At 43.2% G+C, this 26,717-nt stretch carries 25 protein-coding genes and 1 other annotated feature; of the genes, 4 read left to right on the plus strand and 21 right to left on the minus strand.

Annotated elements, in window-relative coordinates:
- Positions 1 to 134 precede the first annotated feature (134 nt).
- The gene (locus NST40_RS19035; RefSeq protein WP_076182582.1) at positions 135 to 1,004 is read left to right on the plus strand and encodes a LysR family transcriptional regulator; all 870 of its coding nucleotides are present in this window, start codon (positions 135 to 137) and stop codon (positions 1,002 to 1,004) included.
- Between the two features lie 9 nt (positions 1,005 to 1,013).
- Here the strand turns inward: NST40_RS19035 and metG are convergent, their stop codons facing one another.
- On the minus strand, positions 1,014 to 2,660 hold the full coding sequence (metG, locus tag NST40_RS19040) for a methionine--tRNA ligase (RefSeq protein WP_342409902.1): 1,647 nt from the start codon (positions 2,658 to 2,660) through the stop codon (positions 1,014 to 1,016).
- Between the two features lie 44 nt (positions 2,661 to 2,704).
- Positions 2,705 to 2,966: a binding site (T-box leader), on the minus strand.
- Positions 2,967 to 3,091: 125 nt separating this feature from the next.
- Here metG and NST40_RS19045 point away from each other — a divergent pair.
- A complete protein-coding gene (locus tag NST40_RS19045; protein ID WP_076276228.1) occupies positions 3,092 to 3,556 on the plus strand; it encodes a DUF4362 domain-containing protein in 465 nt (154 codons plus the stop codon).
- Positions 3,557 to 3,617: 61 nt separating this feature from the next.
- Here the strand turns inward: NST40_RS19045 and htpG are convergent, their stop codons facing one another.
- Positions 3,618 to 5,498, minus strand: a complete 1,881-nt coding sequence (gene htpG / locus NST40_RS19050) for a molecular chaperone HtpG (protein ID WP_076276227.1) — start codon at positions 5,496 to 5,498, stop codon at positions 3,618 to 3,620.
- A 280-nt stretch (positions 5,499 to 5,778) separates the two neighbouring features.
- Between htpG and NST40_RS19055 the strand changes: the two genes are divergently transcribed.
- The gene (locus NST40_RS19055; RefSeq protein ID WP_076218619.1) at positions 5,779 to 6,201 is read left to right on the plus strand and encodes a VOC family protein; all 423 of its coding nucleotides are present in this window, start codon (positions 5,779 to 5,781) and stop codon (positions 6,199 to 6,201) included.
- On the opposite strand, the gene NST40_RS19060 is transcribed toward NST40_RS19055, so the two are convergent.
- The gene (locus NST40_RS19060) at positions 6,172 to 7,047 is read right to left on the minus strand and encodes a LysR family transcriptional regulator (protein ID WP_076127886.1); all 876 of its coding nucleotides are present in this window, start codon (positions 7,045 to 7,047) and stop codon (positions 6,172 to 6,174) included. The two genes, NST40_RS19055 and NST40_RS19060, sit on opposite strands and share 30 nt — an antisense overlap.
- A 121-nt stretch (positions 7,048 to 7,168) precedes the next feature.
- Here NST40_RS19060 and dapA point away from each other — a divergent pair, with 121 nt between their 5' ends.
- Positions 7,169 to 8,065 (plus strand): 4-hydroxy-tetrahydrodipicolinate synthase, encoded by an 897-nt coding sequence (dapA, locus tag NST40_RS19065; RefSeq protein ID WP_076179900.1) that lies wholly within the window; start codon positions 7,169 to 7,171, stop codon positions 8,063 to 8,065.
- A 148-nt stretch (positions 8,066 to 8,213) separates the two neighbouring features.
- Here dapA and NST40_RS19070 read toward each other — a convergent pair whose 3' ends face one another.
- From NST40_RS19070 to NST40_RS19155, 18 genes are all read right to left on the minus strand, one after another.
- Positions 8,214 to 9,602, minus strand: coding sequence for a DEAD/DEAH box helicase (locus NST40_RS19070; protein ID WP_081383205.1), 1,389 nt, complete (start codon positions 9,600 to 9,602; stop codon positions 8,214 to 8,216).
- Positions 9,603 to 10,488: 886 nt separating this feature from the next.
- Entirely contained in the window at positions 10,489 to 11,061 is a 573-nt protein-coding gene (locus NST40_RS19075; protein WP_036688383.1) for a phosphate propanoyltransferase, read from the minus strand.
- 138 nt (positions 11,062 to 11,199) lie between these two features.
- Positions 11,200 to 12,165, minus strand: coding sequence for a membrane dipeptidase (locus NST40_RS19080; RefSeq protein WP_342409903.1), 966 nt, complete (start codon positions 12,163 to 12,165; stop codon positions 11,200 to 11,202).
- A 121-nt stretch (positions 12,166 to 12,286) separates the two neighbouring features.
- Positions 12,287 to 12,547: a stage V sporulation protein S gene (locus NST40_RS19085; RefSeq protein WP_019910496.1), complete on the minus strand. Its 261-nt coding sequence runs from the start codon at positions 12,545 to 12,547 to the stop codon at positions 12,287 to 12,289.
- A 199-nt stretch (positions 12,548 to 12,746) separates the two neighbouring features.
- The gene (locus tag NST40_RS19090) at positions 12,747 to 13,541 is read right to left on the minus strand and encodes a TIGR00282 family metallophosphoesterase (RefSeq protein ID WP_076276224.1); all 795 of its coding nucleotides are present in this window, start codon (positions 13,539 to 13,541) and stop codon (positions 12,747 to 12,749) included.
- 211 nt (positions 13,542 to 13,752) lie between these two features.
- The gene (gene rny, locus NST40_RS19095) at positions 13,753 to 15,294 is read right to left on the minus strand and encodes a ribonuclease Y (RefSeq protein ID WP_036689085.1); all 1,542 of its coding nucleotides are present in this window, start codon (positions 15,292 to 15,294) and stop codon (positions 13,753 to 13,755) included.
- Positions 15,295 to 15,613: 319 nt separating this feature from the next.
- Complete coding sequence (locus NST40_RS19100) at positions 15,614 to 16,339, minus strand: RecX family transcriptional regulator (protein WP_076182595.1); 726 nt, start codon at positions 16,337 to 16,339, stop codon at positions 15,614 to 15,616.
- A 110-nt stretch (positions 16,340 to 16,449) separates the two neighbouring features.
- On the minus strand, positions 16,450 to 17,514 hold the full coding sequence (recA, locus tag NST40_RS19105) for a recombinase RecA (protein WP_076127879.1): 1,065 nt from the start codon (positions 17,512 to 17,514) through the stop codon (positions 16,450 to 16,452).
- A gap of 300 nt (positions 17,515 to 17,814) precedes the next feature.
- Positions 17,815 to 19,101, minus strand: a complete 1,287-nt coding sequence (locus NST40_RS19110; protein WP_342409904.1) for a competence/damage-inducible protein A — start codon at positions 19,099 to 19,101, stop codon at positions 17,815 to 17,817.
- A gap of 108 nt (positions 19,102 to 19,209) precedes the next feature.
- Positions 19,210 to 19,797, minus strand: a complete 588-nt coding sequence (pgsA, locus tag NST40_RS19115; RefSeq protein ID WP_036688397.1) for a CDP-diacylglycerol--glycerol-3-phosphate 3-phosphatidyltransferase — start codon at positions 19,795 to 19,797, stop codon at positions 19,210 to 19,212.
- A 155-nt stretch (positions 19,798 to 19,952) separates the two neighbouring features.
- Positions 19,953 to 20,444, minus strand: a complete 492-nt coding sequence (locus NST40_RS19120) for a YajQ family cyclic di-GMP-binding protein (RefSeq protein ID WP_076127877.1) — start codon at positions 20,442 to 20,444, stop codon at positions 19,953 to 19,955.
- Between the two features lie 208 nt (positions 20,445 to 20,652).
- Entirely contained in the window at positions 20,653 to 20,814 is a 162-nt protein-coding gene (locus NST40_RS19125; protein ID WP_169744781.1) for a hypothetical protein, read from the minus strand.
- Positions 20,815 to 20,893: 79 nt separating this feature from the next.
- The gene (locus NST40_RS19130) at positions 20,894 to 21,826 is read right to left on the minus strand and encodes a RodZ domain-containing protein (RefSeq protein ID WP_076276222.1); all 933 of its coding nucleotides are present in this window, start codon (positions 21,824 to 21,826) and stop codon (positions 20,894 to 20,896) included.
- A gap of 93 nt (positions 21,827 to 21,919) precedes the next feature.
- Complete coding sequence (locus NST40_RS19135; RefSeq protein ID WP_036688406.1) at positions 21,920 to 22,687, minus strand: DUF3388 domain-containing protein; 768 nt, start codon at positions 22,685 to 22,687, stop codon at positions 21,920 to 21,922.
- A gap of 177 nt (positions 22,688 to 22,864) precedes the next feature.
- Complete coding sequence (locus NST40_RS19140) at positions 22,865 to 23,128, minus strand: DUF3243 domain-containing protein (RefSeq protein WP_036688409.1); 264 nt, start codon at positions 23,126 to 23,128, stop codon at positions 22,865 to 22,867.
- Between the two features lie 137 nt (positions 23,129 to 23,265).
- A complete protein-coding gene (gene fabG / locus NST40_RS19145) occupies positions 23,266 to 24,033 on the minus strand; it encodes a 3-oxoacyl-ACP reductase FabG (protein WP_076218615.1) in 768 nt (255 codons plus the stop codon).
- On the minus strand, positions 24,034 to 25,314 hold the full coding sequence (locus NST40_RS19150) for a pitrilysin family protein (protein ID WP_076276221.1): 1,281 nt from the start codon (positions 25,312 to 25,314) through the stop codon (positions 24,034 to 24,036).
- Positions 25,315 to 25,316: 2 nt separating this feature from the next.
- Positions 25,317 to 26,555 carry a pitrilysin family protein gene (locus NST40_RS19155; protein ID WP_254848801.1) on the minus strand — a complete coding sequence of 413 codons (1,239 nt, stop codon included), beginning with the start codon at positions 26,553 to 26,555 and terminating at the stop codon, positions 25,317 to 25,319.
- Positions 26,556 to 26,717: the final 162 nt, after the last annotated feature.

Genomic DNA, 26,717 nt, shown 5'->3' on the forward strand with positions numbered 1-26,717 from the left:
CATAAGAAGTATTTAACCACTTGAAATATGTATAAGAACAGTTATGATTATGGCATATCTACTCACATATTAATAATATTGGATTCGTATCGCTCCCATACGATTAGCATATCTCAAGTTCGGAGGATTTTTATATGGATATTAGACAACTTAAATATTTTATGGCGATAGCTGAGGAAGGACAGATTACATCTGCAGCCAAAAAACTGCAAATGGCCCAGCCTCCGCTGAGCCAGCAGCTAAAGCTCCTAGAGGAAGAACTCGGTGTAAAGCTAGTGGAACGAGGTCCACGCAGCGTGCAGCTCACTGAAGCTGGAGCCATATTGCGGGACCGTGCCCAACAAATCCTGGAGCTGGCAGATTCCACTGCCCGTGAGCTCACTGATTTTGTCAAAGGTTTAAAAGGAACCCTAGCCATTGGTACTGTTTCTTCCTCTGGAGCTACGTTGCTTCAAGATCGGCTATGTGAGTTCCACAAAACGTATAGAGGTGTGAAGTTTGAGATTCATGAAGGAAATACCTTTAGAATCATTGACCTCCTGAATAAAGGTATTGTCGAAGTCGGGATTGTTAGGACACCCTTTAATGGTACAAATTTAGAATGTCTTTACACACAAGCTGAACCTATGATTGCCGTAATGACACCTGAGTATGACTGGAAAACGGATGAAAACTTTATTGAGATCGGTGAGTTAAAGGATAAGCCGCTTATTATCTACCGCCGTTTTGAGCAGCTTATCCGGGAAACATGTCTTGAGAACGGCTTTGATCCGCTGATTTTCTGTATGAATGATGATGCTAGAACAACACTGCTCTGGGCAAACGCTGGTCTTGGCATTGGAATCATCCCCAAATCCGCTTTCGAATTAACGAGTAACCGTAATTTGATCTATAAAGAAATCAGTAGTGAATCACTACGCACACGGGTCGCCGCCGTCTGGATTAAGGATAAATACTTATCATCCTTGGCTTCCAAGTTTATTGAAAGCTTCAGGAATGGATAAATACCAGCTCTATTTATTCACTTCCTGTTGATCTAGCCTATCCTCTTCTTCTTTAATACGGCTAATATCAATTCGTTCAAACAATAATTGTAAATCAGTAACCTGTTGGTAAGGGGGCACCGAGCAAGGCTGCCAATTCGGTAGTTCTAACGACAGGAACCCCCTGATCTTGTCACAAGAGAACGGTAGAAACGGATGCAACAAATTCGCTAAGTTCGCAATAATCTGCACACATGTGTATATTGCAGAATCACAAGAAACCTGATCCTCTTTTATCTGTATCCATGGTTTTTGCAGATCGAAATACTGGTTTGCCTTGCGCACATAAGAAAAAATAAACTCCAGCGCATCTTTTAGATTCCCAGCCTCAATAAGCCGTCCTGATTCCAGATACAATAGGTCGATATTGTCCTTCCACCCCTTATCTAATTGCCCATTTGGCACTTTCCCTTCATAAAACTTATCTACAAAAGCCAATGAACGGTTCACAAAGTTACCAAATGCTCCAAGCAGCTCTCCATTATGGCTATAAATAAACTCTCTCCAGGAAAAATCCGTGTCCCGCTTCTCAGGTCCATTGGCAATTAAGAAATAACGAATAGAATCTGGCTGATACCGCTCTAAAATATCAGGTACCCAGACCGCCCAATTTCGGCTAGTGGAGAATTTCTGCCCTTCAAGGGTTAAATATTCGCTAGATATAATCCTGTCCGGTAAATGCAAACCTCCTGCTCCTAATAACACAGCCGGCCATATTAAAGTGTGAAAAGGAATATTGTCTTTACCATGCACATAATAAGCGGTAATCGCCCCTTTTTCCTCTAACCAAAAATCCTCCCAGCTTCCTCCGGACTGTGCAGCCCACTGCTTACTGGCTGATAAATAACCACTTACCGCCTCAATCCAAACATAAATTTTTTTATCTTCAAATCCAGCCACAGGAACATCTACACCCCAAGACAAGTCTCTTGTTACCGCGCGGTCCTGCAGCTCTTCTTGTAAATAACGTTTGGTCAGTTTTATAGCATTTTCTCTCCAAAATTGTGCTTCCTCTACATATTCCGTTAATTCAGACTGAAAATTAGATAAGCTAAGATAATAATGTTCTGTCGGCCTTTCTGTTGGTGTATTCCCACATAATTTGCAGACTCTGTCTAACAAATCGGCAGGATCTAGAATCGTAGAACAATAATCACATTGATCCCCTCGCGCCCGCTCACCACATACCGGACAAGTCCCTTCCACATATCTGTCTGGCAAAAAGCGCTGATCCACCTCGCAGTAACATTGAGCAATGGTTTTTTTATATAAATGACCATTCTCTAGCAGCTTTGTAAACAACGCTTGCACAACCTTATGATGCTGCTGTTGATCCGTTCGAGTATATAGATCATAACTAAATCCCAGCTGTTCAAAACACTTCAGAAACTCTTCATGATATCTGCTTGCAAAAGCTCCCGGCGTAATCCCTTCATTCGCAGCCTGAACTGCTACGGGTGTGCCATGGCAATCACTGCCTGATACATATAATACGTTATCCCCTTTGGAGCGAAAATATCGTGCCAGCACATCCCCAGGCAACACACTTGATAATCTCCCCAGATGTAAAGATCCATTCGCATACGGCCAAGCGCCACCTATAAACACATTACTCATTAACCTTCTCCTCCTTTTTTTAGACAACAAAAAAACTCCCATCCACAAAGGACGAGAGTTCTACTCACGTGTTACCACCTAATTTTATAAATGCCTCATGACATTTACCTCTTCAGGTACGACGTTAATTAACGTTTATACCCTAGCACTGTAACGGATGCAGGTTCCGGCGCAGCCTACAACCCATAAGGTTTCGATGCGCAGCTCTGAGACCATATTCCCAAGGGTTTTCTTTACTCCTTTTCAGCGACCGGAGCTCTCTGTTGAAAGAATTGCCGTGGTACTCTTTCTCTTCTTTGCTTTTACATATTCAAGTTAGAGAAAATAATACTCAATTTGTTGTTTATTGTCAATGCGAAACATCAAGCTCTCTGTAACTTTTCCAGTTAATCTCCGTCTTTTATATAAATACGTTACAAGGAGGTCCCTCAGTGAAAAAAGTAAATTTGCTTACACTATCTGTTCTTTTACTAGCAGGAGTATGGGGTTGTTCCGATCATAAAGTTAATTCTGTTCCCAAAAGTGAACCCTATACTTCCAAAGAAGCCATCAGTAGAGGGGATATTGTTTCTTTTGAAAAAGTGTACAACCTCGATAAATTCGAGAAATTTATAACTAATCTCTCCAGCAACAAAGCAGACAATATACGCGTTACAAGTTACACAGATGAAGGCGATCCCATATTTAAGGATTTAAAATTTGACGGTAACGTGATTAATTACAGCTATGATACTTCTAATGATGCATTCGGTGGAAGCAACACAGGAGTCAGAACCGATACCTGCTCCGAAGTGACGAGTAAAAAAAGCACACAAGGTGAAATTATCTATTCGATCAGCGGTTGCACAAATAATGACTCTGAAATTGATTACTACCTTTTTCGCACAACAAAATGAAATACTGAAATAAAAAAGACCACCCAATCATAATACAATTGGATGGTCTCTGTACTTCATATTATTTCATGATTTTGCAAATATCATTGGTGAATTGAACAGGATCACTAACCTGTAGACCTTCGATCAACAGGGCTTGGTTGTACAGCAGGTTCGTGTATAAACCGAGCTTTTCATTGTCGTTCTCTGCTGCCGCCTTCAAGGACTGGAACACTTCGTGATGGATGTTGATTTCGAGTACCTTATCCGCTTGCACCTCTTGGCCATTCGGCATCGATTTCAGGATTTTTTCCATCTCGATTGTCAGTTCACCTTCAGCAGAGAGACATACCGGATGAGTCTTTAAACGTTTGGAAGCTTTGACATTTTTCACTTTGCCGGACAGGATGTCCTTCATCGCTTCAAAAAGCTCCTTGTTTTCGTTCTCTTCCGCTTCCGTTGGCTTGTCCGCTTCGTCGGCTTCGATCCCCAGATCTCCGCTGGATACGGATTTAAATTCTTTTTCCTTATAAGACTGAATCATCTTGATCGCAAATTCATCAATATCATCAGTGAAGTAGAGAATTTCATACCCTTTATCCGATACAAGCTCGGTTTGCGGGAGCTTCTCGATTCTGTCGATCGACTCTCCGGAAGCATAGTAGATATATTTCTGATCTTCTGGCATTCTTGAGACGTATTCGTCCAGCGTAACCAGCTTCTTCTCCTTAGAGGAGTAGAACATCAACAAATCTTGAAGGGTGTCTTTGTGCATCCCATAATCGTTATAGACACCAAACTTAAGCTGTCTGCCAAAAGCATTATAGAACTGCTCATATTTCTCTCTTTCATCCTTCAGCAGGCTTTGCAGTTGGCTTTTCACTTTATTCTTAATGTTCTTAGCGATCAGAGTCAGCTGACGGTCATGCTGGAGCATCTCTCTGGAAATGTTCAAGGAAAGATCCTCTGAGTCCACCATACCTTTTACAAAGCTGAAGTAATCAGGCAGCAGATCCGCACATTTGTTCATGATCAGCACACCATTGGAATAGAGCTCAAGACCTTTTTCATATTCCTTTGTGTAATAGTCAAACGGCGTATTTTCTGGAATGAACAGGATTGCATTGTACACTACAGCACCATCAGCACTGATATGAATATGTTTAAGCGGCTTATCGAAGCCGTAACGTTTCTCTGCATAGAAGTTATCATAGTCTTCTGTAGTCAGCTCGCTTTTGTTCTTGCGCCAGATAGGCACCATGCTGTTTACGGTTTGTTCTTGAATAACTTCTTCGAACTCGTTCTCCGTGCCTTCTTTTGGCTTTTGCTCCTTCACGTCCATTTTAATTGGGAAACGAATGAAGTCGGAGTATTTTTTAATGATGGATTTCAGGCGGTATTCTTCCAAATATTCATCATATTGATCTTCTTCCGTATTCTCTTTAATCTTCAAAATCACATCAGTGCCGATAGAATCCTTCTCGACAGTCTCGATGGTATAGCCGTCAGCGCCCTTAGACTCCCATTTAAAGGCCTCGTCACTGCCTAATGCCTTACTGATCACTATAACGTCATCAGCCACCATAAACGCAGCGTAGAAGCCCACCCCGAACTGCCCGATGATGTTGTGGCCATCTTTAGCTTCGTTCTCTTTCTTAAAAGCAAGAGATCCACTCTTCGCGATTGTACCTAAGTTATTCTCCAGCTCCTCTTGTGTCATCCCGATACCTGTATCGGAAATCGTCAAGGTTCTGTTCGCCTTATCGGCGGTCACTTTAATATAATAATCCTCTTTATTGAAGACCAGGCCTTCATCAGCTAATGCTTTGTAATAGATCTTATCAATCGCATCACTTGCATTGGAAATCAGCTCACGCAGGAATATTTCCCGTTGTGTATAAATGGAGTTAATCATCATTTCCAGCAATCTTTTCGATTCGGCTTTAAACTCTTTTTTGGCCATGAATAAATAAATCTCCTTTCAAAATAACCTTCTTGTCCAGCACATCGTGATTAGCACTCTTCTTAGATGAGTGCTAATTCTTCTTTTTATATAACATAAACTGATTTTCAATGTCAATATTTACAGCGACTTTCATTAAATAAAGCTGTATTTTGCATACAAATTTAGGATTTGATCGATAAATAACATTCAACTTGCACATAGGATGATTCTATGTTTTAAATAGATTAGATACATAAATTACAAATAAAGGTCTAGCATCTTCTCTGGAGGGATTCAAATGCATGAACAAGCACAGTCCATTGTAAATTCTTCAGCAACAAGTCCCATTAAGAATTTGATTGGCAGTGTATTTATCCCCGTACACGATATTGAAAAAGCTCGTAACTGGTATTGCCAAGTCCTAGAACTCCAAGAAGCAGATCATTCGATTATAAACGGTCATTTATGTCCGTTAACTATGCAAGGAAGCACTGGGATCATTCTGGACACCATGCCCATGTGGGGAGGTTTAGAGCCTGAAGGGGCTCCTCCAATTACAACACCTGCTCTTATGCTTATAACCGATGATCTGCAAGCCTCTTTCAACTATATAAAGGAGCTCGGTGTAGATATAGTAACCGAAATTCAAGATCAAAAATGGTTTGTAGTAAAAGACCCTGATGGAAATAAACTAATGATTTGCAAACAGCATTTGGATTAGAAATTGCAGTGGTTGTGATTTCCACTTCTTAGGGTGCATCAGAAGCTGCAGATCAAAATGAATTTCGGGATGAACAAAGGACAGCTCAGCCAAGCTTCCCCGTTCAATTTCTTCCTCTGCCACGATTTTTGGTAACAAAGCAATTCCAAGACCATTCATTACACAACGTTTAATGGCCTCCAGATTCGAAAGCTCAAAACCTATGCGGAATATGATCCCGTGCTCTTTTAACAAATTCTCGAACAAACTCCGGTAAATACAGCTTTCCTCCGAGACTATTAGCTCACAGTTATTCAGATCCTGTAGGGTTACCGTATCCATCTGGGCAAGCGGATGATGAATGGGAGCTATCAAAACAAGCGGCTCATCTCTGACGATCGTACGCTCAAGGATGGAATCCGCAGTGGTGCGATCCAACATTAAGCCTAGATCTACTTCGCCATCTTTTATTTTGGCAAGAAGATTAGCTTCCTGCATCGTTTGCAGATGAATATCCAGCTTCGGAAATTTAGTCCTTAGCTGCTGCAGGTAAGGAGGTAAATAAAAAGCCGCTAAAGAATCTATCGTCCCAATAGTTAGCGTACCTCCGATTTGCTGGGCGATGGTTTCTTTTGAACGATCATATAAATCCAAAATCTCCACGAACAGCTTCAATAACTCTTCTCCTGGCGGGGTAAGCCGCAGCTGACGGCCATGCCTCTCTATTAAAGGTACTCCATATTCCTTCTCTATCTTCTGAATCTGCATCGTCACACTTGATTGTGCATATCCCAATTCTTCAGCAGCTCGCGTAAAGCTCTGACGTTTAGCCACCTCGCGGAAGGTTCGTAAATAGGTTAAATCCATTACCTCACCCTAACATCAATATTTTTGATGATCCATATCATTTATTATAGCTAACGACGATGCTACTTTCCATGGTAAAGTGTATGTAGAGGAATTAAAATATTTTGGAGGCCGATAATTTATGCTTACAGAACAACAGATTTATGGAGTTTATGTCCCCGTGGTCACCCCGTTCAATGCTGCTGGTGAAGTTGATTTGGATTCGTATCAGCGTTATGTAAAGAACATTATTAACAACAGCATACAAGGTCTGGTCGTTAATGGAACCACCGGAGAATCGCCCACTGTAACCGTAAATGAAATGCAGCTTCTAGTAAACACTTCCCGTGAGCTTCTACAATCCACATCAATCCCCTTAGTAGTTGGTACAGGTACCAATGATACAGCCTCTACGGTTGCACGCACGGAAATTGCTGCAAACCTTGGTGCTGATTGTGCACTAGTAGTCGTACCTTATTATAGTCGTCCTTCACAAGAGGGTATCATTGCCCATTTCCGCAAAGCTGCAGAAGTAGGCATACCAATCATGGCTTATGATATTCCAAGTCGTACAGGTACGGCCATGACGGTAGATACTGCACGTACAATCCTAGAAATGAATAATGTTGTCGGTTTAAAAGACTGCTCAGGCAGTACAAAAATGGTTACAGAGTTAGTCCGTACAGGTGCTAAACCTGTGCTTGGCGGCGATGATTCCCTCTTTTATGAAATGCTTAGCTGCGGAGCAGCTGGGGGGATGCTCGCTACTGCCAACGTTTTCCCGGCAGAATGTCTTCGTATCTTTGAAGCCTTTACATCTGGTCAAGTGGACTTCGCTAAAGAAAGCTTTGAACAACTACTGCCGATCATCCGCCTATTATTCAAGGAATCGAATCCCGCTCCAATTAAATGGATGCTTAGCCAAAACGGCCTACTGTCCTCGGATACGCTTCGCCTCCCTATGACTTCCATCAGCGCAGGACTTCAGCAAGAACTGAGCCCCTATGTTCAGGACAATACAATTGAAGCAACCGCATAAATGAAATAACAACAGCCGTTGTACAGTGAGGAACTGTTTAGCGGCTGTTTTTTGTTGTAAATTATCAGGAAATAAAACATAAAAACCATCAGATTTACTCTGACGGTTTTTTTATTTTGCTATAGAAACGATACGCATTCAAACTAACTTATCTGCTGCTCGTTTTTTGTCTTCCTTTTGTGAACCACTCGGACTTTGGCTTCAATGGAGGGTTAGACTTAGGTTTTGCTTTAGCTGGTTTAGATGCCGCTGATTTTGTTGCTGCCGGTTTTGTTGCCGCAGGTTTAGCAGTTGCTGGTTTGGAATTCGACGGTCTGGAAGACGATGGTCTCGAAGCTGCTGCTTTCGAACCTGACGGTTTCGCCGAACGATCTGTCTTCATTTGCGTTTTACGAGACATCGGATAAGGATGGTCCTTAACTTCCGGAATCGATTTTCCAATCAATTTTTCAATATCTTTAAGGAAAGGAAGCTCTTCAGCTTCGCAAAAAGAAATTGCCGTTCCGCTCAATCCCGCTCTGCCTGTACGACCGATCCGGTGCACATAGGTTTCCGGAATGTTCGGTAAGTTGAAGTTGATTACGTGAGACAGCTCATCAATATCAATTCCCCGGGCAGCTATATCCGTAGCTACGAGAACACGAGTCGCACCGCTTTTAAAATTCCGCAAGGCGTTCTGGCGATCATTTTGAGATTTATTGCCGTGTATGGCTTGAGCAGCAATGTTCACTTTAGCCAGATCGCGGGTAACACGGTCTGCACCACGTTTGGTACGAGTAAACACCAAAGCTGAGACGATGGATTTATCCTGTAACAGCAGGTTCAATTGGTTTTGCTTATTTCCGTTCTCTAATAAATAGATCGATTGATTGATTCTATCCGCAGTAGATGACACAGGTGTGATTTCCACCTTCACTGGATTCACAAGCAATGTTTTGATCAATTTAGAAATCTCAGTTGGCATCGTTGCCGAGAAAAACAGAGTCTGCTTCTTCGTAGGCATTTTGGCGATGATTCGTTTCACATCATGAATAAAGCCCATATCCAGCATCCGGTCAGCTTCATCCAGAACTAAAATTTGTACATATTGCAGATCTACACGTTTCTGATTGATCAGGTCGATAAGTCTACCAGGGGTAGCAATAAGAATATCGGCACCTTGATTCAGTGCGCGCTCTTGCACTTTCTGTGACACACCGCCAACAATGGCAGCAGAGCGGATATCTGTATATTGGCTATACGCTTTTATGTTATCAGCAATTTGAATCGCTAGTTCTCTTGTCGGTGTTAAAATCAACGAGCGGATGCGTCGCACATTATTGGATTTGTTTGGGCTCGATTGTTCGCTTAGCAATTGAATAATAGGCACGGAAAATGCAGCTGTTTTTCCTGTTCCCGTTTGCGCGCATCCAAGTAAATCTCTACCCGCTAATACAGCTGGAATCGACTGCTCCTGTATTGGTGTAGGTGATGTATAGTTTTCTTTGCTTAAAGCCTTCAAAATTGCAGGCACAATATTCAGTTCATTAAATGTCATTGGGTCTCCTTAATTTCTAATACATATATTCTTAACAATAAATCCTTTTGTCACGTCATAAACCATAATCATAACACAATAAGTTACATAATAATAGATTTTCTTTATCATCACACCAATTTTCATTAAAAATCCATTTCAGGATACTATCCGTTCTGCTCTTACAGAAATTTTTTTGCTAACCGTAAAATACTCCTCTTCAATTTATCCTGCGGCGTATCTTTTGTTAATCCTGTCGATCCTGTTGAGCCTGCTGAGACTGCTGAGACTGCTGAGACTGTTGAGCCTGTTAAGCCTGCTGAGCCATCGGACTCAGACGCCCTTATTATGAGGATTCATGGATTTTGGACACGCTATCGGACTCAGATGCAGTTATTCACACCTTCGAAGCCCAAATCAGTACAAATATAAAGCAATAAGAGCTATGCAGTCCGAAACCTTGGCAAAATAGATCAAAATGCTGAAATAGCTGCAACACAGTCCGATAAGTACAAGCCGTCGGGTAAACCACACAATCCTTACAGCACGCAGATCAGCCACACAATCCTTACAGCACGCCGATCAGACACACAATTCTTACAGCACGCCGATCAGACACACAATCCTTACAGCACGCCGATCAGCCACGCAATTCTTACAGCACGTGGATCAGACACGCAATCTTTACAGCACGTAGATCAGAAACGCAATCCTTACAGCACGCAGATCAGACACGCATTCCTTATAGCACACAGATCAACCACACAATCTTTACAGCGCGCCGATCAGACACGCAATCCTTACAGTACGCCGATCAGACACGCAATCCTTACAGTACGCCGATCAGACACGCAAAAAAAGCGGAGGATTTCTCCCCCGCTTCTTATCTTTGCTATAACTATGATGACTATTCTACGATTTCAGCAGTATCGCCGTTGTTGGCACCTGCAGCGTTAGCTTCGTCAGTGTCAATATGCATATCCAGTTTAAAGCTGTCTGATACGCGTGCAATTACGTTCTCCAATACGAGACCACGGTCGCCTCCGAGGCGAACTTTAAGCAATTGCTTATCAGCAATGCCCCAAGCTTCAGCTTCAGAAGTATGGAAGTGAATGTGACGAGCGGCGATGATAACGCCTTGTTCCAATTCTACTTCGCCAGCAGGTCCTTTAAGCGTAATGCCAGGTGTTCCATCAATATTTCCAGATTCGCGAACTGGAGCTTTCACGCCAAGTGCGAAGGAGTCAGTACGGGAAATTTCTAATTGGGAAGCCGGACGAGCAGGTCCCAAAATTCTTACTTTGTCAAATTTACCTTTGCTGCCGATAACTGCTACTTGCTCATTTGCTGCAAACTGTCCTGGTTGAGAGAGGGGTTTGAACTCCGTTAGTTGATATCCTGGGCCAAACAAAGCCTCCACATGCTCTTGCGTAAGGTGAATATGTCTAGCCGACACACCTACGGGTACAGTCTTACTCATAGTAAAGTCACTCCTTGTATTTTCTCTAGTATCTGTACAAGCCATTAACCATTATACATCTTCTTAACCAAAAATAAAAAGCCCCACATCATAACGAGGGCCTTTTTTTCGACAATTCATACTTTTAGAGCAGGATTGTCATGATTTAGACACCTGAGAAGGTAAGTTTGTGCGCAGGTAGGAGACCGCATTCTCATATAACCAACCTTTTACGGAAGCTTCTGGATAGTAACGAAGCAGGTGCTCCGCGAGCTCAGGGTATTTTCCCGGATGCTCCATGTTCTCTACCCAAGTGTCAATGCCGTCAAAATCCGAACCAAACATCATATGTTTCTCGCCACCTAGACTACATACATGATCAATATGCTTTAATAAATCATCCATACGAGCTTTTCCATCATCACATACAAACCACGGATAAAAGGTCAGGCCCATTCTTCCGTCCATTGCAATCAAAGCTTTAATCTGTTCATCATTTAAATTTCTAACATGCCCACAGATTGCTGCGGCGTTCGAATGGGAAGCTATAAACGGACGTGTGCTTAAGTCGGCTAGCTCCCAAAAACCTGCCTGAGACAAATGCGACACATCAAGCAGCATTCCACTGTCGTTGCACCATTCGATCAGCATTCGCCCTTTTTCCGTAAATCCGCCGTTGCGCTGCTCCAGAACACCATCCGCTGCCCAATTGGCATAATTCCAAGTGATTCCCAAAAACCGCACGCCAAGCTCAAAGCAGAGCTGTGCATAAAACAAGTTCCCTTCTAGACCGTCTACACCCTCCAGAGAGAGCATTCCCCATGGGGATGCTCCAGCTGTTCGTTTTCCTACCTCCTCCTTCCAACGCAGCCACTGAAGGCTCTCTGCGCCTATTATTTTTTGCCGGAACAAATCAATTTGTCCTAAAACATTCTCAAAGCTAGGTCTACCTCTACTTGCCGAAAGATATATTGCAAAAATCTGCAATTCCACACCGCCCGCTACCAACCGATCTCCGGTAACATCCAGCCGAGGATCATTCTTAAAATCCATATCCGGTGATGCTTGCATTTTACTCAGAACATCACAATGAAAATCCGCAACCTGTAGCTTATCGGTTCTCATCCCAAGCCCTCGCTTTCATGCAGCCCTATTCCAGATTCTATGCTTAAAAACGCCAGACTATATATCAAAAGCAAAAAACCTGTTTACATAAGTAAACAGGTTCATCCGTTCTATGCTTCTATTATCTGGGTTCTACAATCAATTTAATCGCGGTTCGATCCTCTCCATCAATCACAATGTCTGTAAATGCCGGAATGCAGATCAAATCTACTCCGCTTGGTGCAACAAATCCCCGGGCAATGGCAACTGCTTTGACTGCTTGATTCAGTGCTCCAGCTCCAATAGCTTGTAATTCGGCCGATCCACGTTCACGAAGAACACCTGCTAAAGCGCCGGCGACGGAATTTGGATTGGATTTAGCTGATACTTTTAATACATCCATAGTAAGTACCTCCCCTGGGAAAATAATGGTGTTCTTCCACTACTTTAGATGTTATTCGCGAGAGAAGAAATAATTCCTTCTTTTTGCGGACTACTCTGGAGAAAATGGTACAATAGATACTCTTTTTCGATATAATAAATATCACACTTTACCCTTATTCGGCGAATTTACCCGGAAAATCACTTATCTTATCCTACTACTAGCTCATTACCCATTCATCTTCACGTAGCCGTATTTTCTCCAGACGGGTAGCCGCGCCAGTACTCTCGTCTAACTCTGCAAATAAACCGTGAAGCTGCCACTTGCCTTCATCAACAACAAATCGTGCTGGAAGCTGTGTAGTGAACTTATAAAGTACTGCATCTCTTTCCATACCCAGAATCCCTTCGCTTGAACCAACCATGCCCGCATCGGTCAAGTAAGCCGTTCCACCCGGCAAAATCACATCATCATTCGTCTGAACGTGAGTATGGGTCCCTACTACAATTGATGCGCGACCATCCATGAAATAGCCCATGGCGATTTTCTCAGAGGTAACCTCTGCATGGAAATCAACGAGAATGCATTTATGATCTCGACGTAGCTCTTCCACAATTTCTTCACCCACACGGAAGGGACAATCAATCGCAGGCAAAAATGTGCGGCCTTGCAGGTTAACTATAGCCAGCTCTTTGCCGTTACCTTTAACAACTGTATATCCTCTTCCCGGAGTTCCTGGAGGAAAATTAGCAGGACGGATAATCCGAGCCTCATCGTCAATAAACTCGAAGATATCCTTGTTGTCCCATGTGTGATTGCCCATGGTGATTCCGTGAACGCCCCAGTTAAAAAATTCATTTGCGATCGCTTTGGTAATACCTCTACCGGCAGCAGAATTTTCACCGTTAACTATAATTATATGTGGTTGATATTTGCTTTTTAATGAGGGCAACATCTCCCGAAGTGCCTTCCTGCCTACACTACCTACGATATCTCCAATGAATAGTACTTTAATGTTTCTCTCCTCCTAATCTTAACCTCTTCATCTAGCGGATAAGTCTTCATATTTAAAAGAAAAAAGGCCCCGCTTAGGGGCCAATTTTCATCAAATATAAGAAAGTATAAGTTATATCTTATCCTTTAACCTTATATTCCTAGCAGAAACATGTACCAGGAAACGATCATAAATATCGTTATTTCCGAAGCGTATGTTATCTACTTATTGCCTATTTAGCGTATTCAACAGCCCGTGTCTCACGAATAACGGTAACCTTGATATGTCCTGGATAATCCAGTTCACTTTCAATCATCTTCGTAATATCGCGAGCAAGACGGAATGCCTCTGCATCGTCAATCTTCTCTGGCTGTACCATCACGCGCACCTCACGGCCCGCTTGAATAGCAAATGATTTCTCAACGCCTTCGAATGACTCTGAGATTTCTTCCAGTTTCTCTAGACGTTTAATATACGTTTCCAGTGTTTCACGGCGAGCACCAGGTCTAGCAGCCGACAATGCGTCAGCGGCACCAACCAACATAGCAATAACCGAGGTAGCTTCGCAGTCTCCATGATGAGATGCGATACTGTTGATAACAACCGGATGTTCTTTATATTTCTTCGCTAGTTCAACGCCGATCTCAACATGCGAACCTTCCACTTCATGATCCAGCGCTTTGCCGATATCATGGAGTAATCCTGCACGTTTTGCAAGCACGATGTCTTCCCCAAGCTCACCGGCCATCAGTCCTGTTAAATAAGCAACCTCCATGGAGTGCTTCAATACATTTTGACCATAGCTTGTACGGAATTTCAGACGCCCCAGAATCTTGATCAAATCTGGATGTAAACCGTGAACGCCCACTTCGAAAGTAGCTTGTTCACCATATTCCCGAATCCGTTCGTCCACTTCTTTGCGGGATTTCTCCACCATCTCTTCAATACGAGCGGGGTGAATACGTCCATCAGCCACCAATTTCTCAAGTGCCGTACGGGCCACTTCACGGCGGATTGGATCAAATCCTGACAAAATAACTGCTTCCGGCGTATCATCAATAATGAGGTCGATACCTGTAAGAGTTTCCAAAGCACGAATATTACGGCCTTCACGACCGATAATCCGACCTTTCATCTCTTCATTCGGCAACGTAACAACTGAAACCGTTGTTTCCGCTACGTGATCAGCTGCACAGCGTTGGATAGCGAGTGTGATGATTTCACGGGATTTCTTATCCGCTTCTTCTTTCGCCTGCTGTTCAATTTCTTTGATCATTTGTGCCGTTTCATGGCGAACTTCTTGCTCAACATTGCTAAGAATGATACTTCTTGCATCTTCGATGCTTAAATTGGAGATACGTTCCAATTCAGTGACTTGGTTTTTGTAAATAACATCAATTTGCTGTTGGGTTTCATCAATTCGTTTCTCTTTGTTAGCTACTTGTTCTTCTTTTCTTTCAAGCGATTCCATTTTTTTATCCAGAGATTCTTCCTTTTGCAGCAAACGTCTCTCTTGCCGTTGGATTTCATTCCGACGTTCACGAGTTTCTTTCTCAGCTTCAGTACGGATTCTATGGACTTCGTCCTTAGCTTCCAATACTGTTTCTTTCTTCAGCGCCTCAGCGTCCTTCTTCGCATTCTCAACGATGACAACGGCTTCTCTTTCTGCGCTTTGGATTTTAGCTTCTGCAAGGGATTTACGAATAAAATAACCGAACCCAAAGAATATTGCAGCTACAACGAGAACGATAATGACCCAGATCCATGATTCCAGCATCTGTTCACCTCCTCGTTGGTTCCTCTCCAAGGTATATCCCTGGGAATTGTGCAGTTGTTTAACTATCCGTTCATCACCATACAAAAAACCGGTAAACAACCGATTGCCATACTGCACATGCTGCACATGCACACTGCCCGCCTTATCCGGCGATTACATTTCATATGAGTTGTACGTGAACCGTTTAAAACAGTCTCCTTTTTGGGAAGGAAAAAGGATTCTAATTTTATGCCGATTCATGTTATATTTTATTATTTATAAAAAGACATTGTCAAGAGAGTCGATATACGCATTAATGTCAAGAGAATCAGTGATTCTAGTAAAACTCCTCATCTTCACCTTCATAATTGTCTTCCGCAAGTAAAGTATTGATCACTTGGCGAACCATATCGCCCGAAAATCCACGGCGCATAAGGAAGGCTCCAGTCTTTCTTCGCTTATCTGAAGCTTCTCCACGGATGAGATTCCATTTCTTGCGCCCAGTTTCGAGTGCGCTCTCCAGCTCTTGTTCAGGAGTAATATTCTCCAAAGCTTCCGATATAAGGGTTTTGTCAATCCCTTTCTCACGTAGCTCTTGTCGAATCCACATCTTCCCTTTCCGCTGGTTCGCTATTCGTTGCTCTGCCCATTGCTTAGCATATAAAGGGTCATCAAGAAGTCTTTCCTCCTGCAGCCGCTGCACCACTTCCGCAATAATAGTCTCTCCTATTTCCTTCTGGCGTAAACGGCGAGTCATTTCCATAGCGGTGCGTGGTTTACGTTCTAGATAACGGAGGCCTTCTACATAAGCTCGTTGACGCTCATCAGCTACAACAATTTCCAACAAATCAGCCTTCATAAAAGAATTACCAGTAATCATTCGATATTTAATCATGACGTCCTCGTGCACAGTCATGTTATATGCTCCGAAATGTATGATATAACGGTGGTCAGATTTCTTTTGACGTTCTACTTTAGTGATCTCTAAGAGTTCTCCTTCAGGAAAATCAGATAACACCTGCTCATCTTGTTCTTCTGCTTCAAAATCCAGTTGTATTACCATAGTTGTTTGTCACCTCATAGCAATAGATCGGTTATCGTCTTACTTTCATTACTTGTTAAGAAAAGACACCCTGCAACAATCAATCACAGGGCGTCCTATTGCTTAATATACTATTCGATTTCGAGAAGCAATTTCTCTTCTTCTTCTTGCTCTGCAATAATATCTTCATTCTTCGGCGCAGCAACAATAGTGGATAAATTACTTGCTTCACGGATCTTATTCTCAATAATAAGGGCTATATCCTGATGTTCCTTCAAAAACTGTTTAGCATTCTCACGACCTTGACCGAGACGCTCGCCTTCGTAGGAATACCATGCACCACTCTTATTCACGATATCCATTTCAGTACCGATATCTACAAGACTTCCCTCTTTGGAAATCCCTTCACCGTACATGATATCAACATCAGCCTGTTTAAATGGAGGAGCTACTTTATTCTTCACAATCTTGATCTTAGTACGGTTACCAACCACATCGTTCCCCATCTTGATGCTCTCTACGCGACGTACATCTAAACGTACAGAAGAGTAGAATTTCAATGCACGACCACCCGGAGTTGTCTCAGGGTTACCGAACATAACACCGATCTTCTCACGAAGCTGGTTGATAAAGATAGCGATCGTATTGGATTTGCTAATGGCACCAGAAAGCTTACGAAGTGCTTGAGACATCAAGCGAGCCTGCAATCCGACGTGGGAATCACCCATATCGCCTTCAATTTCAGCCTTAGGTACCAAAGCAGCAACGGAGTCAACGACAATAATATCAACGGCTCCACTACGAACAAGTGCTTCGGCGATTTCCAGCGCTTGTTCACCCGTGTCTGGCTGAGAAAGCAGCAATTCATCGATATTTACGCCCAAGTTACGTGCATATTTCGGATCAAGCGCATGCTCGGCATCGATAAATGCAGCTTGTCCGCCTTGTCTTTGCACTTCTGCAATAGCATGAAGAGCAACTGTTGTTTTACCTGAAGATTCCGGTCCATATACTTCAATAATACGTCCCTTTGGAAGTCCGCCTATACCTAACGCAATATCAAGTGCCAAAGATCCGCTAGGTACAACTTCCACTTGCATATGCGTGGATTCTCCCAGTTTCATTACCGAACCTTTACCAAATTGTTTTTCTATTTGACGAAGCGCCATATCAAGCGCTGCACGACGATCTGACAATCAGACCACTTCCTTCACTGTTTATAGTAATATAATAACGTGTTTTTAAGGTCTTGCCAAGCTTTTTTTCGAACATACATTCGTTTTTTTTGTCTTGGGCGTTATTTATCCCTTTTATTGTAAGCCTCCCTCCGGAGATAGAAGTTAGTTAAATTCCCCACTTCACCGGACATCAACGACTTATGATCATGAGTAGCCATCGTGATCAAAATCTCTGCAAATATACAAAAAACCGCAGCAAAGAAATCTCAGTGCCACGGTTCTTCCGTATGTGTTTATTATAACTGGGCTAATCTCCCATTACAAGTCTGAACCCTCAAGAGGTGTCTCCACCTTGCGTTCCTCAAGTCTCCGCCACAGACGATACAGCAGAGCCTTTACAGTACGCAACCGGATATTTTCCCGTGTACCTTTAAGATTAAGCTCATAGACCTCTGTCTTACGTCCCCGTTCAGCCAAGCCGATAAATACAAGTCCAACAGGCTTGCGCTCAGAATAACCCGGTCCAGCCACACCCGTAACAGATAAGCCGAAATCGCTGTCTGCAATCATTCTCACTTGGTCAGCCAACACCTCGGCAACTTCTCGACTTACGGCTCCAGGAGCATTGGGTCCCTCCAAATAAGCACTTGGCACATTCAGTAGCTTTTTCTTTAAGTCATTCGAATAGCAGACGATTCCGCCGGCAAACATCGATGCACTGCCTGGAATATTTGTTATGCTCTCCATCAGCAAACCTCCGGTGCAGCTCTCTGCCGCACTTAAGGTCAGGCCGGCATCCGCCATCCAATCCACAATCAATTGCTCCAGCGGCACATCAATGTTCGCATACAAATGTTCCGGCAAAATCTCCTTGATTTGTTGTTCCAGTATCTCCAGCTTTTTTGTAGCTTCATGCTCAGAAGGGGCCTTTGTCGAAATACGAACAGTTACCTCTCCCTCTTTGGCATACGGAGCAATCGTTGGATCCGTCTGACTGCGAATCAGTTCGATGAGCTTGTCCTCCAGCAGTGATTCTCCGATGCCGGCAAATTTGAGCATTTTTGAATAAAGCGGTGTTTCGTTCGTCAAGGCGTGCTGCTGTAGCCACGGTACTGCTTTATCTACGAACATCGGTTTCATCTCACGAGGTGGACCTGGAAGCACAATATAATATTTCTTCTCATGCTCAAAAGCAATCCCAACCGCAAGACCGATTTCATTCGGCAACGGTGTAGTTCCTTCAATTATAAGTGCCTGTTTGCGGTTATTTTCGGTCATAACGATCTTACGATCATCAAAGAAACGTTGTACATGATCCATCGCCAAACGATCAATATGGAGCATTCTACCTAGCGATGCAGCCAGTGCATCTTTAGTCAGATCATCCTCAGTGGGGCCAATTCCGCCCGTAAAGATAATAACGTCGGCCCGACTCTGAGCGATCTCGATGGCTTGCTGCAGGCGGCTGCTGTTATCACCGACAACGGTTTGAAAGTATACATCGATCCCGATGGCAGCTAGCTCTATAGACAAAAACTGGGCATTACTATTCACGATTTGACCGAGCAAAAGCTCTGTCCCTACTGCAATAATCTCCGCTTTCATACCTGGCTTTCGCCTCCTCGTTATAATGTAGGTACACTGCTTTTGGATTTCAAAAAAGGTAATAGGTGCTTCACCTATTACCTTTCCTTGTATATCCAGCTTACATGCTTACGCATTATGCAGCTGTAGCAGATCCTTATTCTTCACAAAATAATCAATTCCAGAATAAATAGTGATCAGCGCTGCGGCCCAAATAGCAATATCGTCTACAGGAATACTGACAAATTGAAATGGGAAATTATTCAACAACAGCAGTGAGATCGCAACAATTTGTACAACCGTCTTTATCTTGCCCCATTTGCTGGCGGCAACCACTTTTCCCTCTAGCAATGCAATCTGGCGAAGTCCGGTGACTGCAAACTCACGACTGATGATTACAATAGCAATCCATGAATCGCATCTGCCCAGCTCCACAAGTGAAATCAGAACTGCAGATACCAGCAGTTTGTCCGCAAGTGGATCAAGGAGTTTACCGAGATTGGTGACCATATTATATTTCCTAGCAATGTAGCCGTCTATTCCATCCGTGCTGGCCGCAAGCAAAAAGATTACAGCTGCTACCAAATGATTAACAGATAGCTGAAACGAGCCCCAATGTATCGGTTCTGGATAAAAACTGAAATCCACCAGTAAAAAAAACATCATAATCGGGATCAGGCAAATACGAGCTAGCGTGATGCGGTTGGGCAAATTCACTGAAGTTTTCCTCCCCTAAATCGTTCATACAAATTGCCTAAATCAGGCTAATCCATTTCTACTTAAGCAAGTATATTATAGCAATAAATAGGTGTCAAAAAAACAGAAAGCACCCCGCGTTGTTAGTGCTAATAAGCACTGCGGGGCACAAAATTCTATTTCATGTTCATGAATTGTAGATCCAGCGGCAAATCAGCTTTACGCAAGATCTGAATAATCTGCTGCAAATCGTCGCGGCTCTTACCGGTCACACGAATTTGATCCCCTTGGATCTGGCTCTTCACCTTTAATTTTGAATCACGAATCAGAATATTAATCTTTTTCGCATTCTCCTGATCAATGCCTTGCTTAAGCCCTAAACGTTGACGTACAGATCCCAGGGAAGCCGGTTCTACTTTACCGAAATCCAGATTCTTTAGGGTAATGCCTCTTTTCACCATCTTTGATTGTAAAATATCAATAACAGCGTTGAGCTTATATTCGTCTTCAGAGGCGATAATAAGTGCATCTTTCTCCAGCTTCAGACTGCTTTTGCTGTTCTTAAAATCAAAGCGGTTGTCGATCTCTTTCTCTGTTTGGTGAATAGCATTCGTTAACTCCTGCATATCCATTTTGGATACAATATCAAATGAACATTCTGAACTCATTAAACTCCACGTCCTTTATACAATTAGTCTGCTACTATTATAAGAGAATGGTACTATTAAGTCTAATTTTGGATAAATCATTATGTAGCTCACCCGACATAGAAAACAGCCCCACTAAGTGGAGCTTTTCCTTCGAGTGAGTTTGGTTCAAAGGGTAGAAACACGTCTCCACCGGAAGTACGCCGTTGGAGACGTGTTTCTACAGCTTCTATCTGCTTCGGACCGGATTACGAAACATATCCAGAATTCCTAGCACAATATGTGCAATACCGAATCCGAGAATTCCGTATCCCCAAGCACCTGGTGTCAAATAGTATCCGATGAGACTGACAACAACCCCAAGGCCAGCTACAATCCAGCTAACTGTCATAAGATGTACACCTCACTTTGGCTAAAACTGAAAACAGTCTTATGTTCTCCCTAAAGCCAAAGTCTATACATCCTATTTGTTATTCGCCTGTCCCTTCACTTTGGGTACCTTCACTTCCAGAACCGTCATCAAGATTAAGCAGGAGACGTGAGGACGTCTTCTCATCCGTGATTACTTGACCATTTACGGTAATCTCAGTTGCTGGGGAATATCCAGACTTAATATACATGCCCTCACTACCAAGAACGAAGCTCAGATGATCTCCAGCTCCTGTAGTTCCGAAGGAGAGTTTTTCACCTTTAGAGTTTTCGCCTTTATAAACTTCAAGCCAGCTCTCTCCAGTAGCAACAATCTCAACCTTAACTTCGCTTCCGGCAGGAGCTGTAACCTTAAATTTCGTTGTTTTGCCTGACTTCCCATCTGGTGTAACCGTGATCGATTGAGGAGACGGCGTTGGTGTCGGTGTTGGCGTAGGCTCCGTAGTTGGCTCAGTAGTTGCTTCTGCACCTGCCGAGGAAGTAGGCGCTACTACACCGCCTCCTGATGCGGGTGGAGATGTTTGTGCTGTATTAGGATCCTGCACATTATTGGTGATATTTGTTTGATCAACTTGATCAGGGTCTGCTTTGTTTAAACTAGAAGCATAAATGTAAATCACCACAATAATCAATATAGGGAATGTCCACATCAGCACCGTTGGCAGCCATTTTGCATTCCGTTCGGTTTCGGGTCTACGGCTGCGCTTTTGAATCACCGTCTCCATGGTCGTGTCTGCGGGTGGTGCAGGTACGTTCCCATGCTCCTCGAGCAGTTCGTCAGGACTCATGCCTACTGCTTCTGCATACGTTTTGATAAACGCCCTCACATAAAAACTTCCTGGAAGCACCTTGTAGTCTCCAGACTCGATGGCTTCCAAATACTTTTTGCGAATTTTTGTTACTTCCTGGACATCGTCAAGACTCATCCCTTTTTGCAGACGTGCCTCTTTCAATTGCCGGCCCAGTTCCGACATACCATCACCTCCTGTAAGTTCTATGAATGTAAACTTCCTTAACCAGCTTTATAAAAAAACATGCTCGGAAGTGTATTCTTCATCGTTTGTGTTCTATAAATCATCACTGTAGCTCGTCGTAAATGACTCGTACAAGATTTCTTCCGTTGGATTATTCCGCAGCTCAATAATAATATCAAAGTCATCGTAACTATACTCAGATTCGCGTACGAAAATATCTGGATGCTCAATAACCTTTGTGCTTGGCATGCTCATAACATTTTGCAATAAATTATAATGTTTCTCATTAGAGCGGATCGTACTAACTATACCATCAATTATAAATACATTATGTGGGTTCATCTCATCTTCAGCCAATTGACTGCGCACCGTCTGCCGCAATAATGTGGAGGAGACAAATGTCCAGCGTTTCATAGCACAGACACTGCCAGCTATAATGGATTCCGTCTTTCCTACACGGGGCATACCACGAAGTCCTATAACCTGATTCCCATCTTTTTTAAACAGTTCACCGAGAAAATCAACCAATAGACCTAGCTCATCGCGGGTGAAACGAAACGTCTTCCGATCATCTGAATCCCGTTCAATATATCGCCCATGGCGTACAGCCAGCTTGTCCACGAGCCTTGGAGACCGCAGAGCTGAAACTGTAATATTATCAACTTTTTTGAGCATTTCGCCCATCAGCATAATTTTCTCATCATCATTGGTCTCCAGCAACATTCCGCGAGTTTTTCCTTCAACTCCATTAATCGTCAGAATGTTAACTTCCAGCATCCCTAACATTGAAGCGATATCACCAAGCAGACCGGGTCTGTTCTTGTGAATCTTGTATTCCATATACCACTGTTTATATTCCACTTGTACACCTCATAGATTCCTTTTCCCTACCCTTTGCCAATACAGCAAAAAAAGCTGCCCCGGCAAAGCGGTCTTTTACACGGGTCATGTTAATGATATATAAAATAAAAATGAAAGGCAAGGTCAGTCCTGTAATAATTGCAGAAAAGCTCCCACAGGGGGAGCTTTTCCGCAAACTTAGGCGTTGTCTTTCGCCAACTTGACCATGAGTTTAGCAATCGTTTGCTTTTCTTCATCGTTGCCGACATCCCATAGCTCTTTGATCGCACGGTTTTGAGTGTTTGCTGGATCCACTTTTTCATCAAGGAATTCCCCGATTTCAAAAGCCAGCTTAGAGATTGTGTCTTGACTCATCCCAAGTTTCTCCGCCTGTACAACCCGTTTACCTAGGAATTTCTTCCAGGTGTCAAAATTTTTGATTACGCTATCGTCTTGTGTCATCTTAAATCCTCCTTCATGTTTACGGTCAAACACCTGCATACAGGCTGTAAGCCGCCTTACGAGAGATTAAAAAACAACACTTATAATATGTCTCAGACGATAGATTCTTATGCTGGAGCTTTTCTCCAAGTTAAGCATTACGTAATCCAGCCACCGTTAGGGCTAATGATCTGCCCAGTAATATACCCGGATTCAGGCAGTGCTAAAAAGTAAATCAGTGAGGAGATCTCGTTCGGTGTAGCCAAACGTCCCGCCGGAATCTCATCCTCCAGCATCCGGACCTCATCCTCCTGTAGGTTAGACAACATATTCGTATTAACCGCTCCTGGAGCTACCGCGTTCACAGTTACGCCAGAAGGTGCTAATTCCTTGGCTAACGCCTTAGTAAAAGCATTTACTCCGCCTTTACTGGCTGAATAAGCGACCTCGCAAGAGGCTCCCGATATTCCCCACACGGAAGAAACGTTGATGATTCGACCATAACGCTGGGATACCATGTACGGCATAAAAATCTGGCTGCACATAAAGGTACCTTTCAAGTTAATGGCCATAATATCGTCCCATTCCTCTTCACTCACATCAGCCAGCATCCCATAATGAGATTTACCGGCATTGTTGACAAGAATATCCGGCTGCATTCCAATACTTTCAAGCTTCTCCGCCATTCGTACAATCTGACTGCGATCCTTCATATCCGCATTTACAGTCATTACCTTTGCTCCCAGGGCCATACAACGCCGAGCGACATCATTAGCAGCTTCATGTGAGTGCTTGTAGTGAATAACAATATTCATGCCTACAGAGGCAAACCGTTCTGCAATGGCGCCACCGATTCCCCCGCTGCCCCCTGTCACCAGAACTGTCATTTCTCCTAATGGTTTGTTGCTCTCTCCCAAAAGCGCCATTTAAGGACTCACCACTAGTGAAACAGCGAGCTGCTCCCAATTTACATGGGCATGTAAACGCTCATTCACTTCAGCTAAAGTAATCGATTCGTAAATAGGCAGAACTTCAAACAGGTCACCACCGCGGAATTGGTAACGTGTAAATTCATGTGCGATACTTTCAGGGGAGTTCAGCATGCGCAAATATCCGCCTATTTTCTTTTTCCGTGCCCGCTCGAAATCCTTATCAGCAAAGCCAGACTTTAAGATCTGATCCACTTCTTCTTTAATTCGTTTTAGCAGCAAATCCGGGTCTTTGGTATCTCCACCCATAGCTGAAAAAGCATATTGTTCTGAACTATTAAATTCATGGCCAAAGCTGTCTGAGATCAGTTCTTCATCATAGAGTTTTTGGTACAACGCTGTGCTGCTGCCAACCAGCAAATCAAGCATAAGCTTTGTGGCGAGATCACGCTTAAGCGCAGCTTCACCTGTAAGACCATCAACTTTTTCCTTAAATCCAAACATAATCTTAGGCATCGAAACTGCGAGTTTGCTTTCTAAGCGCTTCGTAGCGACTTGTTCCGGCTCCTCTTCAAAAATACGCTTAATCTCACCTTGTTTACCATAAGATTTCCCCTGCTGATTGCTGCGAATCAAGGAGAATACCTTCTCCGGATCCACACCACCCACTACGAACAACAGCATATTGCTGGGATGATAAAAAGAGTTGTAACAAGTGTACAGTGTTTCTTTCGTAATCGTACTAATCGACTCTATAGTTCCGGCAATATCAATCCGAACCGGATGTTTCGAATACATCGCCTCAATAAGGCCAAAGTACACGCGCCAGTCTGGATTATCTGCATACATATTGATTTCTTGACCAATGATCCCTTTTTCCTTTTCTACATTTTCATCCGTAAAATAAGGTCGTTGTACAAAATCAACGAGTGTACTAAGGTTGGTCTCTATGTTCTCTGTTGCCGAGAAAAGATAAACCGTCTGATCAAAACTTGTAAAGGCGTTAGCTGAAGCTCCATTTGAGGCAAAAGTGGCAAAAATATCGCCTTCTGGCTCTTCAAACATTTTGTGCTCCAAAAAGTGAGCTATACCATCAGGAACAGTGGTCTCTTCTCCACCTGCGACATAAAAATGGTTATCTACAGAACCATATTTAGTTGCAAATGTGGCGTAAGTTTTTTTGAATGTTGGTTTTGGCAATACATAAACCTGAAGCCCATTATCCATCACCTCATGATAAAGGGTCTCTTGAAGTCTGTCGTATTGAATCTGTTCCATCTCTATTCCTCCTTCCCTGTCAAGAAATAAATCGTATCCAGCTGAAAGGTCTCCGCTGCAGCTTTTACTTCCCCTGCACCGATTTGTTCCACCTCTTCTAGCAGCTGATCCGCTGTCCGTTCTTTTCCTGACAACTGGCGGTTGAAGTCGTAAGAGATCATCTCAAAAGCAGAATCCGGAATCTCGGAAAGCTGATTGCGGATCATGGCTTTGGTCTGGCTTAACTCCAGATCACTGATATTGCCAGCTTTCATCTCTTCCAATTGTTTCTCTATAATTTCAACAGCTTTGTTGTAATTTTGCGTTTCGATACCTGATTGTATCGTTCCAATCCCCTTGTGACCGTCATAGCGTGAAGAAGCATAGTATGCAAGACTGGCCTTCTCCCGTACATTGACGAAGAGTTTGGAGTGCGGATACCCTCCTAATATTCCGTTGTACATAAGTGCGGACGCATATGTATCGTCCTTGTACGTAATTGATGTGCGCAGACCCATGTTCAACTTGCCCTGACTGACATCCAGCTTCTCCTCTACCGTCCGTACCTCGCTGACGGATACTGGGACAAACTTGGAGCTATATAAGCCCACCTCCGACTGAATGCGTCCGAAGTGATGCTGCACAAGCTTTTCAACTTCCTCAGTAGTCGTATCTCCCACTACATAGAGATCCAAAATAGCTCCATCCAGCCATGAGTTATAGGATTCGTACAAACTTTTTGGAGTAATCCGATCCAAATCCGCTCTTTGACCCAGTGGATGAAGACGATAGGGCTCGTTACGGCACATTTCTTCGATACAGCGTTCTGCAGCATAACGAATCTTATCATTTACGATAGATTCCAGCTTCTTGCGCACTGTTTCACGCTCTGTTGCAACATAGGAGGAACGGAAGCTTCCATCCTCCACCAACGGACGGGTCAGGACTTCTCCTAGGAAAGCAAAGGATTGTTCAAGCAAGCTCTCCTGACTCTGCACGAAGGAGTCATTAATGGTGTCCATGCGAAACTGAACAATCTGATAATCGCCTCTTTTATAAATATCAAAACCAAATCCAGCGCCATACAGCTCCTCCAAACGCTCGCGGAATTGAGTAGTCTCTGGATAAGAAGCGGTACCTCTGCGGAGCACAAATGGAGCAAGTGCTGTAGGGGTTACCGTATCCTCATTAAGTGGGACGCCGGCATAAAGTGAGATGGCGTAGGTCTTGAACGCCTTGGTAGGCATCACGTGAATACGCATACCTGCAACGTTGCCATGCTGAAATACATTATTAGTCAAGTCCAAAACTCCTTTACCGCGTGGATAGTTGCTCATTAACATGTTTATGAATTAATAACCATTCTAAACCATTCCAAAGTAAGGAAGCAACCGGATGCCTCTTCCCGGTTGCTCTCTGGATTT

The organism is Paenibacillus sp. FSL R10-2778 (assembly GCF_038593035.1).
GTDB classification, from domain to species: Bacteria; Bacillota; Bacilli; order Paenibacillales; family Paenibacillaceae; genus Paenibacillus_AQ; species Paenibacillus_AQ odorifer.

What these genes read in the sequence shown, in the direction of transcription:
- NST40_RS19080 (WP_342409903.1), bottom strand. Translation starts at nt 12,165, where the DNA reads ATGAGAACCGATAAGCTACAGGTTGCGGATTTTCATTGTGATGTTCTG.
- NST40_RS19125 (WP_169744781.1), bottom strand. Translation starts at nt 20,814, where the DNA reads ATGACAGTTAGCTGGATTGTAGCTGGCCTTGGGGTTGTTGTCAGTCTC.
- NST40_RS19120 (WP_076127877.1), bottom strand. Translation starts at nt 20,444, where the DNA reads ATGAGTTCAGAATGTTCATTTGATATTGTATCCAAAATGGATATGCAG.
- NST40_RS19085 (WP_019910496.1), bottom strand. Translation starts at nt 12,547, where the DNA reads ATGGATGTATTAAAAGTATCAGCTAAATCCAATCCAAATTCCGTCGCC.
- metG (WP_342409902.1), bottom strand. Translation starts at nt 2,660, where the DNA reads ATGAGTAATGTGTTTATAGGTGGCGCTTGGCCGTATGCGAATGGATCT.
- NST40_RS19100 (WP_076182595.1), bottom strand. Translation starts at nt 16,339, where the DNA reads ATGGTAATACAACTGGATTTTGAAGCAGAAGAACAAGATGAGCAGGTG.
- NST40_RS19075 (WP_036688383.1), bottom strand. Translation starts at nt 11,061, where the DNA reads ATGAGTAAGACTGTACCCGTAGGTGTGTCGGCTAGACATATTCACCTT.
- NST40_RS19110 (WP_342409904.1), bottom strand. Translation starts at nt 19,101, where the DNA reads ATGAAAGCGGAGATTATTGCAGTAGGGACAGAGCTTTTGCTCGGTCAA.
- NST40_RS19035 (WP_076182582.1), top strand. Translation starts at nt 135, where the DNA reads ATGGATATTAGACAACTTAAATATTTTATGGCGATAGCTGAGGAAGGA.
- NST40_RS19070 (WP_081383205.1), bottom strand. Translation starts at nt 9,602, where the DNA reads ATGACATTTAATGAACTGAATATTGTGCCTGCAATTTTGAAGGCTTTA.
- NST40_RS19155 (WP_254848801.1), bottom strand. Translation starts at nt 26,555, where the DNA reads ATGCGTATTCACGTGATGCCTACCAAGGCGTTCAAGACCTACGCCATC.
- NST40_RS19060 (WP_076127886.1), bottom strand. Translation starts at nt 7,047, where the DNA reads ATGGATTTAACCTATTTACGAACCTTCCGCGAGGTGGCTAAACGTCAG.
- NST40_RS19130 (WP_076276222.1), bottom strand. Translation starts at nt 21,826, where the DNA reads ATGTCGGAACTGGGCCGGCAATTGAAAGAGGCACGTCTGCAAAAAGGG.
- htpG (WP_076276227.1), bottom strand. Translation starts at nt 5,498, where the DNA reads ATGGCCAAAAAAGAGTTTAAAGCCGAATCGAAAAGATTGCTGGAAATG.
- dapA (WP_076179900.1), top strand. Translation starts at nt 7,169, where the DNA reads ATGCTTACAGAACAACAGATTTATGGAGTTTATGTCCCCGTGGTCACC.
- fabG (WP_076218615.1), bottom strand. Translation starts at nt 24,033, where the DNA reads ATGGCGCTTTTGGGAGAGAGCAACAAACCATTAGGAGAAATGACAGTT.
- NST40_RS19055 (WP_076218619.1), top strand. Translation starts at nt 5,779, where the DNA reads ATGCATGAACAAGCACAGTCCATTGTAAATTCTTCAGCAACAAGTCCC.
- NST40_RS19140 (WP_036688409.1), bottom strand. Translation starts at nt 23,128, where the DNA reads ATGACACAAGACGATAGCGTAATCAAAAATTTTGACACCTGGAAGAAA.
- NST40_RS19150 (WP_076276221.1), bottom strand. Translation starts at nt 25,314, where the DNA reads ATGGAACAGATTCAATACGACAGACTTCAAGAGACCCTTTATCATGAG.